Source organism: Stutzerimonas stutzeri (genome assembly GCF_024448695.1).
Taxonomy (GTDB): Bacteria; Pseudomonadota; Gammaproteobacteria; order Pseudomonadales; family Pseudomonadaceae; genus Stutzerimonas; species Stutzerimonas stutzeri_T.
Genome location: NZ_JAMOHY010000014.1, coordinates 43261 through 56386 on the forward strand (window position 1 = coordinate 43261; position 13126 = coordinate 56386).

The 13126-nt window shown below is 61.0% G+C and carries 13 protein-coding genes; 8 read left to right on the top strand and 5 right to left on the bottom strand.

What is annotated here, in order from left to right; genetic code table 11:
- Positions 1-206 precede the first annotated feature (206 nt).
- From ffh to NAV32_RS11845, 6 genes are all read left to right on the top strand, one after another.
- The gene (gene ffh / locus NAV32_RS11820) at positions 207-1583 is read left to right on the top strand and encodes a signal recognition particle protein (RefSeq protein WP_256052998.1); all 1377 of its coding nucleotides are present in this window, start codon (positions 207-209) and stop codon (positions 1581-1583) included.
- A gap of 179 nt (positions 1584-1762) precedes the next feature.
- A complete protein-coding gene (gene rpsP, locus NAV32_RS11825) occupies positions 1763-2014 on the top strand; it encodes a 30S ribosomal protein S16 (protein ID WP_256052999.1) in 252 nt (83 codons plus the stop codon).
- 5 nt (positions 2015-2019) lie between these two features.
- Positions 2020-2556 carry a ribosome maturation factor RimM gene (rimM, locus tag NAV32_RS11830; RefSeq protein WP_256053000.1) on the top strand — a complete coding sequence of 179 codons (537 nt, stop codon included), beginning with the start codon at positions 2020-2022 and terminating at the stop codon, positions 2554-2556.
- A 5-nt stretch (positions 2557-2561) separates the two neighbouring features.
- Complete coding sequence (gene trmD, locus NAV32_RS11835; protein ID WP_256053001.1) at positions 2562-3314, top strand: tRNA (guanosine(37)-N1)-methyltransferase TrmD; 753 nt, start codon at positions 2562-2564, stop codon at positions 3312-3314.
- Between the two features lie 45 nt (positions 3315-3359).
- Positions 3360-3710 (top strand): 50S ribosomal protein L19, encoded by a 351-nt coding sequence (gene rplS / locus NAV32_RS11840; RefSeq protein ID WP_256053002.1) that lies wholly within the window; start codon positions 3360-3362, stop codon positions 3708-3710.
- Between the two features lie 197 nt (positions 3711-3907).
- Complete coding sequence (locus tag NAV32_RS11845) at positions 3908-4138, top strand: hypothetical protein (protein WP_256053003.1); 231 nt, start codon at positions 3908-3910, stop codon at positions 4136-4138.
- Between the two features lie 50 nt (positions 4139-4188).
- Here the strand turns inward: NAV32_RS11845 and NAV32_RS11850 are convergent, their stop codons facing one another.
- The 4 genes from NAV32_RS11850 to NAV32_RS11865 all read right to left on the bottom strand — a co-directional run bounded on the left by NAV32_RS11850 (position 4189) and on the right by NAV32_RS11865 (position 9293).
- Entirely contained in the window at positions 4189-5283 is a 1095-nt protein-coding gene (locus NAV32_RS11850; protein WP_256053004.1) for a DUF1513 domain-containing protein, read from the bottom strand.
- Positions 5284-5285: 2 nt separating this feature from the next.
- Complete coding sequence (locus NAV32_RS11855; RefSeq protein ID WP_256053005.1) at positions 5286-6359, bottom strand: imelysin family protein; 1074 nt, start codon at positions 6357-6359, stop codon at positions 5286-5288.
- 26 nt (positions 6360-6385) lie between these two features.
- On the bottom strand, positions 6386-7801 hold the full coding sequence (locus tag NAV32_RS11860; RefSeq protein WP_256053006.1) for a di-heme oxidoredictase family protein: 1416 nt from the start codon (positions 7799-7801) through the stop codon (positions 6386-6388).
- Between the two features lie 151 nt (positions 7802-7952).
- On the bottom strand, positions 7953-9293 hold the full coding sequence (locus NAV32_RS11865) for an imelysin family protein (RefSeq protein WP_256053007.1): 1341 nt from the start codon (positions 9291-9293) through the stop codon (positions 7953-7955).
- 188 nt (positions 9294-9481) lie between these two features.
- Here NAV32_RS11865 and NAV32_RS11870 point away from each other — a divergent pair, with 188 nt between their 5' ends.
- Both NAV32_RS11870 and NAV32_RS11875 read left to right on the top strand, forming a co-directional pair.
- On the top strand, positions 9482-10054 hold the full coding sequence (locus NAV32_RS11870) for a LemA family protein (RefSeq protein ID WP_256053008.1): 573 nt from the start codon (positions 9482-9484) through the stop codon (positions 10052-10054).
- Between the two features lie 7 nt (positions 10055-10061).
- Positions 10062-10946, top strand: coding sequence for an E3 ubiquitin ligase family protein (locus NAV32_RS11875; protein WP_256053009.1), 885 nt, complete (start codon positions 10062-10064; stop codon positions 10944-10946).
- A 19-nt stretch (positions 10947-10965) separates the two neighbouring features.
- Here the strand turns inward: NAV32_RS11875 and NAV32_RS11880 are convergent, their stop codons facing one another.
- Positions 10966-13026: a putative bifunctional diguanylate cyclase/phosphodiesterase gene (locus tag NAV32_RS11880; protein WP_256053010.1), complete on the bottom strand. Its 2061-nt coding sequence runs from the start codon at positions 13024-13026 to the stop codon at positions 10966-10968.
- Positions 13027-13126: the final 100 nt, after the last annotated feature.

Below are 13126 nucleotides of genomic sequence, written 5' to 3' on the forward strand. Positions count from 1 at the left end.
TGCAAAAGCATGTGCAGCACAGTGGTTGGTCCTCTCGTTGTGCGGAGGCGGTTGTAACAGGATGGCACATACGCGCCGGTCTTCAGTGGCGACTGCTGCGGGTGGCTTGGCCATCTGCAGCAATAGCGGCGATGATGGGGTACCGGCATAGAGCTCGCAGCTTCTATAATCGCTCCCCTTAACCACATTCAGCGTGGAAATGGCTCATGTTTGAAAACCTAACCGATCGCCTCTCGCAAACGCTACGCCATGTCACCGGCAAGGCCAAGCTGACCGAGGACAATATCAAGGACACCCTGCGTGAAGTGCGAATGGCGCTGCTTGAGGCGGATGTCGCGCTGCCGGTGGTCAAGGATTTCGTGGCTCGGGTCAAGGATCGGGCCGTGGGTACCGAGGTTTCCAAGAGCCTGACGCCGGGCCAGGCGTTCGTGAAGATCGTCCGTGCCGAGCTGGAAGAGCTGATGGGCGCGGCCAACGAAGACCTCGATCTGAGCGTGGTGCCGCCGGCGGTCGTGCTGATGGCTGGCTTGCAGGGCGCGGGCAAGACCACCACGGTCGGCAAGCTCGCGCGCTTCCTGCAGGAGCGCAAGAAGAAGACCGTGCTGGTGGTGTCGGCGGATGTCTATCGTCCGGCGGCGATCAAGCAGCTGGAAACGCTGGCGGCAGAAGTCGGCGCGACCTTCTTCCCCTCCGATATCACCCAGAAGCCGGTAGAGATCGCGCAGGCGGCAATCCGTGAAGCCAAGCTGAAATTCATCGATGTGGTGCTGGTGGATACTGCCGGTCGCTTGGCCATCGATGCCGAGATGATGGCTGAAATCCAGGCCGTACACGCGGCGATCAACCCTGCGGAAACCCTGTTCGTGGTCGACGCCATGACCGGTCAGGATGCGGCCAACACTGCCAAGGCCTTCGGTGAGGCGCTGCCGCTGACCGGCGTGGTGCTGACCAAGGTCGATGGTGATGCGCGTGGGGGTGCGGCGCTTTCGGTGCGGCAGGTTACCGGCAAGCCGATCAAGTTCCTCGGCATGGGCGAGAAGAGCGATGCGCTCGAACCCTTCCATCCGGACCGTATCGCCTCGCGGATTCTCGGCATGGGTGACGTACTCAGTCTGATCGAGCAGGCCGAGCAGACGCTGGATCGGGAAAAGGCCGAAAAACTTACCAAGAAGCTGAAGAAGGGCAAGGGCTTCGATCTTGAAGATTTCCGCGACCAACTGCAGCAGATGAAGAGCATGGGTGGCCTCGGTGGTTTGATGGACAAACTGCCTTCCATCGGCGGCATGAATCTGTCCCAGATGGGCAATGCCCAGGGCGCAGCCGAGAAGCAGTTCAAGCAGATGGAAGCCATCATCAATTCGATGACGCCCGTTGAGCGACGCAACCCGGACATAATCAGTGGCTCGCGCAAGCGCCGCATCGCCATGGGGTCGGGCACCCAGGTGCAGGACATCGGGCGGCTGATCAAGCAGCACAAGCAGATGCAGAAAATGATGAAGAAGGTCGCCGGCAAGGGCGGCATGGCCAAGATGATGCGCGGCATGGGCGGTATGTTTCCCGGTGGCGGGATGCCGAAGTTCTGATGGCGCTGCAAGCCTCACACAGCGCATGCAAGTGATCCACTCGATTCAGGTTTTGCATTTACTTGTAGCTGCGGCTTGATGCCTGCCGCTTTTACTCGTAAAATGCGCGGCCTTTCGGGCCATAGGCCCAATTTAAGTGTGTGCCTTAAGCTAGCACCGACTACAGGAACGATGTTCACATGGTAACTATTCGTCTCGCCCGTGGCGGCTCCAAGAAGCGCCCTTTCTATCACCTGACCGTGACCAACAGCCGCAACCCGCGCGATGGCCGCTTCGTTGAGCGTATCGGCTTCTTCAATCCGGTTGCTGCAGGTGCTGAAATCAAGCTGTCCGTGAATCAGGAACGTGCCACCTACTGGCTGAGCCAGGGTGCACAGCCGTCTGAGCGCGTTGCTCAGCTGCTGAAGGAAGCTGCCAAGGCCGCTGCCTGAATCGCATGAACACAACGTCAGCCCCGGCCGAAGATTTGATCGTAATCGGCAAGATCGTTTCGGTGCATGGCGTGCGTGGTGACGTGAAGGTCTATTCCTTTACGGATCCCATCGACAATCTGTTGGGCTATCGCAACTGGACGCTCAGGCGAGGTGGCGAGGTCAAGCAGGTCGAGCTGGTCAAGGGACGTATCCAGGGCAAGATTCTGGTGGCTACGCTCAAAGGGCTGGATGATCGGGAAGAGGCGCGTACCTACGCGGACTTCGAGATCTGCATTCCCCGCAGCGAATTGCCCTCATTGACCGGTGATGAGTATTACTGGTTCCAGCTTCAGGGTTTGACGGTCATCAACCAGCTCGGGCAAACGCTCGGAAAGGTCGACCATCTGCTCGAAACCGGCGCCAACGATGTCCTGGTGGTCAAGCCGTGCGAAGGCAGCCTGGATGATCGTGAACGTCTGCTGCCCTACACCGACCCCTGTGTATTGAAGGTCGATCTGGAAGCGGGCGAGATGCAGGTCGAATGGGATGCGGACTTCTGAGCGATATGTCCGGTCTCCGTGTAGAAGTCATCAGTCTGTTCCCGGACATGTTTGCTGCTGTGTGTGACTACGGTATTACCAGTCGCGCCGTGAAGCAGGGGCTGCTCCAGCTGCGATGCTGGAATCCGCGAGCCTATACCGAAGATCGCCATCAGACGGTGGATGATCGTCCTTTCGGTGGTGGTCCAGGCATGGTGATGAAGATCAAGCCGCTGGAGCTTGCGCTGGCCGATGCCAGGCAGGCCGCAGGCGAGAAGGCGAAGGTGATTTACCTGTCGCCGCAAGGACGTCAGCTGAAACAGGCCGATGTCCGCGAACTGGCGAAGGAGGAGGGACTGATCCTTATCGCCGGGCGTTACGAAGGCATCGACGAGCGCTTTATTCAGGCGCATGTCGATGAAGAATGGTCGATTGGCGATTACGTGTTGTCCGGCGGTGAATTGCCGGCCATGGTGCTGATCGATGCGGTGACTCGATTGCTTCCCGGAGCACTGGGTCATGCTGATTCTGCCGAGCAGGATTCGTTTACCGACGGCCTGCTCGACTGCCCGCATTACACGCGACCGGAAGTGTATGCGGATAAACGTGTTCCAGAGGTGCTGCTCAGCGGTAACCATGAACACATCCGGCGCTGGCGCTTGCAGCAGTCCCTCGGAAGGACCTGGGAACGCCGTGCCGATCTTCTGGATAGCCGCTCGCTTTCTGGGGAAGAACAGAAGCTGCTGAAGGAATATATCCGTCAGCGGGACGATAGTTAACGTATCGATGGCAGGCCGAAAGGGTTTGTCTCAGGAGCACACAGCATGACCAACAAGATTATCCAGGCGCTCGAAGCTGAGCAGATGACCAAAGAACTGCCTCCGTTCGCCCCTGGCGATACCGTGATCGTTCAGGTCAAGGTCAAGGAAGGCGACCGTGAGCGTCTGCAGGCCTTTGAAGGTGTTGTAATCGGCAAGCGCAACCGCGGCCTGAACAGCGCCTTCACCGTGCGCAAGATCTCCAATGGCGTAGGTGTGGAGCGTACCTTCCAGACTTACAGCCCAATGGTTGACAGCCTCAGCGTCAAGCGCCGCGGTGACGTGCGCAAGGCCAAGCTGTACTACCTCCGCGCGCTGTCCGGTAAGGCAGCCCGTATCAAGGAAAAGCTGTCCTGAGAACCGCTTCCCTTGCAAGAAAGAGCAGCCTTCGGGCTGCTTTTTTTATGGATGTCTGGCGGGTATCGCCTGACCTGCAATGTGGGCGGTCAGATGCTGCAGGTTGCTCGATGACCGCCTGTCACTTTCTTTCGGCGACTGCGCAATCCTTGAACTAAGGTGGGTTCTCAACTCCTGAAATAACAAGAGTTTGCGCTATGAAGCTTGAAGTCGCTCGAGGACTGTTTCTGCTGGGTGCGCTGGGTGTCGCCTCGTTGTGCGCGGCAGCCTGGAGCGAGCCCAATGCCAGGGTCGTGGCGCGCAGTGTGTCAGCTGACTACTGTCCGGTGCCGCGCCTGGTCCAGGCTTCTGCCGTTGAAACGCGACCCGACGAGGACCTGCTGTTGTTCCTCTACGGGATGTCGCAAAGCCTGGTGGGCCGAGGCTGAGGCAGGCATAACGAATCAGCGGAGACGGAGATTACCCTTGGCCGCGCTCCTCAGATCAAACGCAGATGGTTGTCCCAGAGACCCGCAGGCAATTCCAGCGGCGTGCTGACAACGCGTTTGCCGCTGCAATCGAGCAGTCTGCAGCGGCCCTGCCCGGCGCTGACCACAAAGCCCTGTTTCGTCGCCGCCACCCCGGCACAATCCGGCAGATGAATTTCCTGGCGCAACTCGGTACTGTCCAGATCCCAGAGCAATACCTTGTTGCCGCGTGGCGCAGTCACCGCCAACAGGCGAAGTTCATCATTGATCGCCAGGCTGGCGGTGTATTGGTTCATTGACTGGCGCTGTGCTTCGCCCAGCGGGAAGGGCTGGAAAGCCTGACCAGGGCGTTTGATCGCTAGCAGCGGCACCTGATCCAGAGGATCGCCTTCATATTGCTGGCCGGACACCACCGTGCCATCAGCCGCGACCGCGAGGTGGCGCACGCTGTTCATCCGCTGCGGAAGTTGTTCCTTGCTGACCAGGGTGCCGTCGCGGCGCAACAGCACCAGGCTCGGTTCCATGGCATCGAGGTTCATCATTTCGCGGCTGTCGGCCTCGGTGCGAATGCCGCCATTGGCGATCACCAGGGTTTCACCATCGGGCATCCACAGCAGCTGATGCGGGCCTACGCCGTGCGTCGAATGTTCGCCGGCGCGAATCAGTTGTCGCTCTGCAACACGATAAATGCCGAGTACGCCACGGCCGGCATCGCGGGTATCGTTCTCGGTGGTGTAGAACCACTCGCCGCTGGCGTGAAACACGCCGTGGCCGTAAAAGTGGCGATCCTCGGGCGATACGAGGGTCTGCAACAGGCTGCCGTCGCGGCTGTCGATCAGGTAGCTTTCACGGCTTGGTCTGCGCCCGACGAAAACCGCCAGCGGCAGATAGGGATGGGTATGCACGTCATGACAGCGTTCGTTCACCGGCGTGGCAAAGGCGCGGCTGCCATCGAGCCGATAGCCGACTGCATAGTGACCGCCGTCGGCATCGTTGCGCGCCGAGAGCAGCAACGGCTGCCCGCTATTGCGCGAGTACGTCCAGCCGCCGATGGCGGTAGCAGTGGCCAGGACGCCGCCCAGACCGAGAAAGATGCGACGTTTCATGCTCAGTCACCGTCGTGGGCATTGAAGCCGATTTGCACGCCCAAGGCTCTGGCCAGTTCGCTCTGATGTAGGCGATGCAAGGCGTCGATATTGCGGTACAGCGTATCGAGCTGTTGGCGCCCGGTTTCGTCGGCAAGCAGCACGCTGAACGGTTGGTCGAGGCTGCTCAGCTGCTGGCGAGTCGCTGTATAGGCTGTATCGATACGCCCGGCCAGATCGGCCTGTTCGGCTGGAATCAGTTGCTTCAGGCCATTGTCATTCTTGCCCTGCCATAGTTGCTGGGCGCCGGCGAGGGCGGCATCGAGGCTGCCGAGGGTGGTATCGCTGCGCCAGGCTTCAGCTTGAAAGGGTTGCGGATGGCCCTTCGTCTGCCGGCCAAGCGGAGCACCCAGTTTTTTCTTCAGGCCATCAAGCGCCGTGACCTGCACGCGCAGCATGTCGGCTATGGCTTCTGCCGACTCGGCATAGCGCTCATTGGGGAAGTGACCGAGCTGCGAGGCCATGCCGTCTTCGGCCTGCCAGGCGTCAAGCATCTCGGCGCCAAGCTGTTGCTGGTGCTCGCCGATCGCCTGCAGCAGTGAGCAATGGCGCGCCTTGACCTCAGGGGCGGTGAGGTCGACGGCCTGGTCGTAGAGGATGTATTCGTAGGCTGAAAGACCCTGCAACACGACACTGGCATTTTCCAGGTCGACCTGGGTCAGGTCGGGCGTGTTTTTCAGCAGAGCGCCGACCTGGCGCCCGACCAGGTTTTTCTTGTCGGGCCAGAACTGTACCTGCCAGGCACGATTGCCTTCGCCCATGGGGCCGACCAGTAGTGGCTGCAGCCCGGCCCAGGCAAGTTGCGCCTGCACGTAGATCTGGCGAGTATCTTCCAGGTCTTCGTTGCCTGCGCAGAAGGCAATGCTGCTGGCGGCCAGGCGCCGGTTGGCCTCGGCCCAGTGGCTATAAGCGGGCAGCAATACATCAGCCGTCAGGGTTTTGCTGGTTTCGGTGAACGGATCGGAGGGCGTGCAGGCACTCAGCAGCAGACCCAGTGCAGCGGCAGTTGCCGTGCGGAAGAATGGCTTGGCGAACATGGGGTTCCTTGGCGGGTAACGGGTCATCAGAGCGATTCGAGAAAGGCCAGCAGGTCGCTGCGCTGCTCGGCGTTGAAGCCCAGCACGACTTGTCGTGAGCGCTCGGCCTCACCACCGTGCCAGAGTATGGCTTCGAGCAGGTTGCGTGCGCGCCCGTCGTGCAGGAACTGGGTGTGACCGCTGACGGTTTGTGTCATGCCGATGCCCCAGAGCGGTGGCGTGCGCCATTCGCTGCCGCTGGCTTCGAATTCCGGTCGGTGATCGGCCAGGCCTTCGCCCATGTCATGCAGCAGCAGGTTGGTATAGGGGCGAATCAGCTGGTTGGCCAGTTCGGGTTCGGCGGCATCACCTGTGGTGAAAGAGGGCGTGTGACAGCTCTGACAGCCGGCCTGATGGAACAGCGTCTTGCCGGCAAGCACCTGCGGATCGTCCACCTTGCGCCGTGCCGGTACGCCGAGGTTGCGGGTGTAGAACAGGACCTGGGCCAGGATGTGGTCGCTTACCTCGGGTTCGCCTCCGTCGGGCAGTGCGCGGCAGTCGGGCTGCCGATCCGTGCAACTGCTGCCGCTGAACAGACTGGTGCTCAGACCCATGTCGTTGAAGAAGGCATCGGCGTTCTGCTGGTTGAGGCTGGGCTGACCGGCCTTCCAGCCGAAACGACCGATCACCGTTTCGCGTGTGAGCTGATCAAAGACCCGGTTGGGGCGACCGGAAATGCCGTCGCCGTCACGGTCGTCCGGGTCGGCGTTGGCCAGCAGTGCGGCTTCGGGAATGGCTTCCAGCAGCCCGAGGCCAATCATCTGTGGTGCCACGCGGATGGAAAACAGGGTGTCCGGATGCAGCGCGCCGTAGCCCGGTTCGCTGATGGCCAGGTGCGGTGTGCGCAGCTCCACTTCAAAGCCGTCGGCGAAGCGTTGCGTATGGGTGCTGTAGCTGAGGCGGACCTTGCCCTCGGGGGCTGCGCCGGGGATTGCCATGTCCTGCAACTGGCCGCCGTAAGTGGGTTCCGGGGCGATGCCTCGCTGTCTGACCACTTCGACATGTTCCGGGCCGGCTGGAATGGACAACCGCACCAGCATGGAAACGGCATTGCCATTGCCTACGGGAGCAGGATGGCCGCGGCCATCCTTGATATGGCAGTTCTGGCAGGCATTGGTGTTGAGCAGCGGACCGAGGCCGTCACGGGCGGTAGTTGAGGCCGGAGCGATGACCCAGGGATTCCTGAAGAAACTGTTGCCGACGCTGAAGTCCAGTCGCCGCACCGGCGAGAGATTGGCCGAAGGCATGGAAAAGGCGTTCTGGTCGAACTTCATCACGGTGGTGGTGCCAGCGGACAGTGACTCCCCCGGCTCGGCTTGCTCGAAGCGCGGTGCCTGCTCTTTACAGGCGACAAGGCCCAGCGCCAGAAGCAGGGCGGTGGTAGAGCGTAAGAGCGGGCGCATCGGGTTGTACCTGGCCTTTGGGGGCCGGCATTTTAGCAGCTCAAAGAAATCTTAATAAGAGGGATTTGCATTTGCTGCGAGGCGAGCAGAACAGGTCCTGCTTTGCGCCAGAAGGGGCGGCATTGCGCCGCCCCTTTACGACGCGTGCGAATCAGAATTGGTGATCGGCTGTGTCGGGGTTGAGGTCTGTGATGCCCAGTGCGGCTGCAGCCTTCTCGATTGAGACGGTCTGCTGGACCAGTGCGGCGATGGCGGCGCGGACCTTGTCCTGGCCTTCGCGGTTGTCCGGTGCGATCAGCTGGTCGAAGGCTTCGCCATTCTCGGCGCTGACCACCAGCACCTGCAGCTTGGCATCGGTGGTTTCCAGATCGGTCTTCAGCGTGACGTTGACCTCTGGGTCGATGCCATCGACCAGCGAAGCCAGGCTAGGGCCGCTGAGCGTGCTGCCGTCCACGCGCTGGTATTCGCCGAGGTAGACGTTGCGGATGCCTCGGGCATTGAAATAGTGGGAGTTGTGCGTGTTGTCGCTGAAGCAATCGTGTTCGTCTTCCGGCGAGTTGGCTTCCAGGGCGACTTTCATGCGTTCGCCAGCCAGCTCTCCAAGGGACAGGCTGCCCATGCCGAAGAACATCTTGCGCAGGCCGTTTTCGCCGGATTCGCTCTCCAGGCTGGTGCGGTAGTTGCCAGCAGTGCCGGGCGCCCACTCGCCGACCATCTTTTCGAGATCGCTGACCAGCAGGTCGGTGGCGGCTTTCAGATAGGCGCGACGACGGTCACAGTTGCCGCCCGTGCAGCCTTCGCCTTCGAGGTAATCGCTGGCCGGGCGCGTGCCGGCGCCGGCCTCGGTGCCGTTCAGATCCTGGCCCCACAGCAGAAATTCGATTGCGTGGTAGCCGGTGGCGACATTGGCCTCGGAACCAGCCAGTTCGTTGAGACTGGCGAGCAGCTCGCCGGTGATCTTGCTGACATCGATGCTGTCTTCGCCAATCTGCAGCTGCTGGTTGGCGATGATGTTGGCGGTCGCGCCAGGGTTGCCCAAGGCGTGCTGATAGTCGCCCTCGACGTAGTCGATCATGCCTTCGTCCAGCGGCCAGGCATTGAGCTGGCCTTCCCACTCGTCCACCACCGGGTTGCCGAAGCGGAATACTTCACTCTGCATGTAGGGCACGCGAGCGGCCAGCCAGGCTGCCTTCGCGGTCTGCAACGTTTCATCGCTGGGGCTGGCGAGCAGGGCGTCGATGGCTTCCTGCAGCTGCAACGCAGTTGTGTGGGCATCGCTGAAGATCGCATGCGCCATATCGGCGTAATGGCTGACCACCGCCTGAGCCGCTTCCTCGTTCAGGGCTTTTGGCGCGCTGACTGCCGGTTCGCTCTGGGTCGTGGTTTGCGGCGCTGCAGCCTGTTGCGCGGGCGCGTTGTCGTCACCGCAACCTGCGAGTGATATGGCGGCAGCCAGAAGGCTGGCGGTGGCCCAGAGAGGAGTACGTGGCATGGCGGGTTCCTTTGCGTGCGAGAGAGGTGGAAACGATGGCCGGAGCGCGACAATCGGAAGCGGATCATAATGCGAAAGATTTTCATTTGGTACAAAGAAATTGCGTGCTGTGCTTCGCGCATCGTTTCGTTTCGGCTGGCACCGCTAGAATGCCGGCTTTACAAATCCGGACTTCATGGAGAAGCCTGATGAGCCTGAGCGCTGTGGTTGTACTGGTCGTGTTGTTCCTCGTTGCTGCCTATGCAGTGGTTCTCTACAACGGCCTGGTGCGCCTGAAGCACGGCGTGAGCAAGGCCTGGGCGAATATCGATGTGCTGCTGCGCCAGCGCCATGAAGAGCTGCCCAAGCTGGTCGAGACCTGCAAGCAGTACATGCAACACGAACGCAACACGCTGGAACAGGTGATCAGCGCCCGCAATGCGGTGTCCGATGCTCGGCAGCAGGGTGATATCGGCGCCCTGGGGCAGGCCGAAACGGGTCTGCGTGCAGGGCTGGGGCGCCTGTTCGCCCTCGCCGAGAACTATCCCGAGCTGCGCGCCAACGAGAGCTTTCGCCATCTGCAGCAGCGCATCAGCGGGCTGGAAAGTGGTATCGCCGACCGCCGTGAGCTTTACAACGAATCTGTCAATCTGAACAACGTGCGCATCGAGCAGTTCCCCGACGTGCTGCTGGCGCGGACCTTCGGCTTTGGTTCGGCTGAGCTGCTGCAGTTCAGCGAGGCGGAAAAGGCTGACGTCGATCTCAAGACCCTGTTTGGTTGAGCTGAGCATGGACAGTGGAGCACTGTTGCTGGCTGGTGCGGGCGCCGCGCTGTGTCTGACCGGCGGCTGGTTATGGGTGAGCCGCTGGTCGAAAGTGCGCCATTTGCTGGATACACCGACCTCGCGGATTCGCTCGGCGGCGCAGGGCTATGTGGAGCTGACGGGAATCCTGCATGAGCTGGCCGGGGTTCCGCGGGTCATGGCGCCGCTGACGGGCAGCCCCTGTCTCTGGTGGCGCTATCGTATCGAGGAATATCGCTCCAACGGCAAGAACGGAAGTTGGCGCGTTGTCGAACAGGGCAGCAGCGAGCACCTGCTGCGTCTGGCCGATGCCACGGGAGAATGCCTGATCGACCCACGCGGTGCCGAAGTGCTGCCGGCGAGGCGACAGCGCTGGAGTGGCAGTCAGCGTCATCCCAGGGGGCTTCCGCCCACTGGCATGCTCGCCTGGTTCAGCGGAGCTCGCCGCTACCGCTACACCGAGGAGCGCCTGCACGCGGGCGAGCCGCTGTATGCCATCGGTGATTTCCGGACTGCGGGCGGTGGCAGGCAAGGGTTTGATCGGCAGGCTGCCAAAGGGCAGGTACTCAGGGAGTGGAAAGGGAATTACGCCGGCCTGCTGCAGCGTTTTGACAGCAATGGTGATGGCCAGATCGACCAGGCCGAATGGCATCGTGTGCGTCTGGCGGCCGGCTTTGAAGCGGAAGATCGTCATCGGCTCGCCAGCGCCCGGGCTGCGCAGCACCGGCTGGTGCGTCCGGAGCAGAACCTGCCTTTCGTGTTGTCCAGCCATGGCGAGGAAGTGCTTGCCCGGCGTTATCGCTGGCAGGCCGCTGGCGGCGCCTTGTTGTGTCTGTGCGGCGCACTGCTGCTGGCTTCCCGGCTGGCTTGATCCGCTTTTCAGCAGATGCTTACAGTATTTCGGAACTGACTGGGTGGCCGCACTGCAGTGAATGCTGCAGCAGGCTGAGCAGCTCCGCCGCGGGCAGGGGTTTGCTGTAGTGATAGCCCTGGCCTTCGTTGCAGCCTTCGTCGATGAGATAGCGCTCCTGCTCCGCCGTTTCCACGCCTTCGGCGATGACCAGCATGTCCAGGCTCTTGCCCAGTTGGATAATGGCTCGGACGATGCTGGCATCGCCCTCGTCGACGCCCATGTCGCGCACGAAGCTCTTGTCGATCTTGATCTTGTCCAGTGGCAGGTTCTTCAGATAGCTGAGCGAGGAATAGCCGGTGCCAAAGTCGTCGAGGGCAATCAGTGCTCCGGAGCGGCGCAAGCTATGCAGGTTGCGGGTGGCCGCGGCGATATCTTCAATCAGGCCGGTTTCGGTGACTTCCAGTTCAAGGCTTTGCGCGGGAAGACCATATCTGTCGAGCAGGCCGCTGATGATGGCTGGCAGCTCGGCATGGTGAAGTTGCACGGCAGAAAGGTTGACGGCCATGCGCAGATCGCTGAAGCCCAACTGGTGCCATTCGCGCAGTTGCCGGCAGGCCTGGTCCAGCACCCATTCACCAATGGCGATGATGCTGCCGCTCTGTTCGGCGAGTGGAATGAAGATATCAGGCCCGATGAACTTGCCGCTTGGGTGCGACCAGCGCAGCAGCGCTTCGACGCCAGTGATGCGCTTGAGGCGATAATCGATCTGCGGCTGGTAGACCAGGTGAAACTCGCCTCGCTGGACGGCTTCGCCAAGATCCTTCTGCAGCTCACGGCGCTCTCGCATCTCACTGTCGATGCTGGCTACATAGAACTGGTAACGATTGCGCGAACGGGTTTTCGCCAGGGTCATGGTCTGTTCGGCTTTCTGCAGCAGTTTTTCCGTACTGGCCCCGTCTTCGGGGTAAAGGGTAATGCCGATGGTTGCCCGCAGACGAATGCGCTGCTGGTCGAGATTGAAGGGCTGTTCCAGGTCATCGAGAACCTTTTGTGCCAGTTCGGCGACTGCGTAGGGCTCCTCGAAGCCCGATAGTACCAGGACGAACTGGTCGCCCCCGAGGCGCGCCAGTGCGCTGGTACGTCCGCTCTGGTTGCGCAGGCGATCAGCCATGGCCATCAGCAGCTTGTCGCCACTCTGGTAGCTGTACTGCTCGTTGATGCCCTTGAAGTCATCCAGACCCAGACAAAGCACCGCCACACGGCGCTGCAGGCGTTCGGCTTCGCTGAGGATATGGCCGAGCTGCTGCTGCAGTTGCAGACGGTTAGGCAGGCCGGTGAGAAAGTCGTACTGCGTCATACGCTGCAGGCTGTTTTCCGCGGCATGGCGCAGCTGCATATTGCGCTCGATGGACGTGAGCAGGCTGTTGGCGGTTTCGACCCAAAGCCCCAGCTCGTTTTGCTCGTGGCCCTTGAGCATGGGCAATTTGTATTCGCCGGGTTGGTCCGGGTTGATCTGCGACAGGTGCTCGATGAGCTTGGTCAGTGGCCGCGTCAGCAGCCATTCATAGATCAGGTAAAGCACCAGCCCCAGAGTCAGGGCACGCATAAGGCCGATAAAGAAAATCACCACAGAGGCGTCGATGAGGTCTTCGCCATAGGGAGCGGTATCAAGGGTGATATGCAGGTCACCGTAGTACTCATTGTGGGGTGGACGCCCCACCAGCGCTATGGAGAACTCCTGCTCGCTACCCAGGATCGGGTCAGTCAGCCAACGCGATGACGACTTCAGTTGCGGACGGATCTTGTAAGCCAGGCTTTCGTCGTCGGGATGGCCGATATAGGCCTTGCGAATCGACTCGTGCTCGAACAGGCCTTCCATGACCTGAGCGCCCATCTCTTTGTCCAGGCTGTAAATCGCCTGGGTGGACGGGTCGCGGGTCATGCGCAGGATGCGCTGCGCTTCGGCTTCGATCAACTGGCGGGTCTTGTAGGCCTCGAAGACGATCTGTGCGCTACTGAGTACCAGCCCAACGGCCAGGGCAGACAGCAAGACTACACGTAGCAGCTTTCGCGACAGTCTGTTGCGCAATTCGGTCAAAAGGCTTTCCTTGTTCCAGGCCGGTGCTCATCGAAAGCATTGCAAGTATTGGTAGTCACGAAAGATACGTCAAAGTCACTAAAGCGGACATTAGCAGATG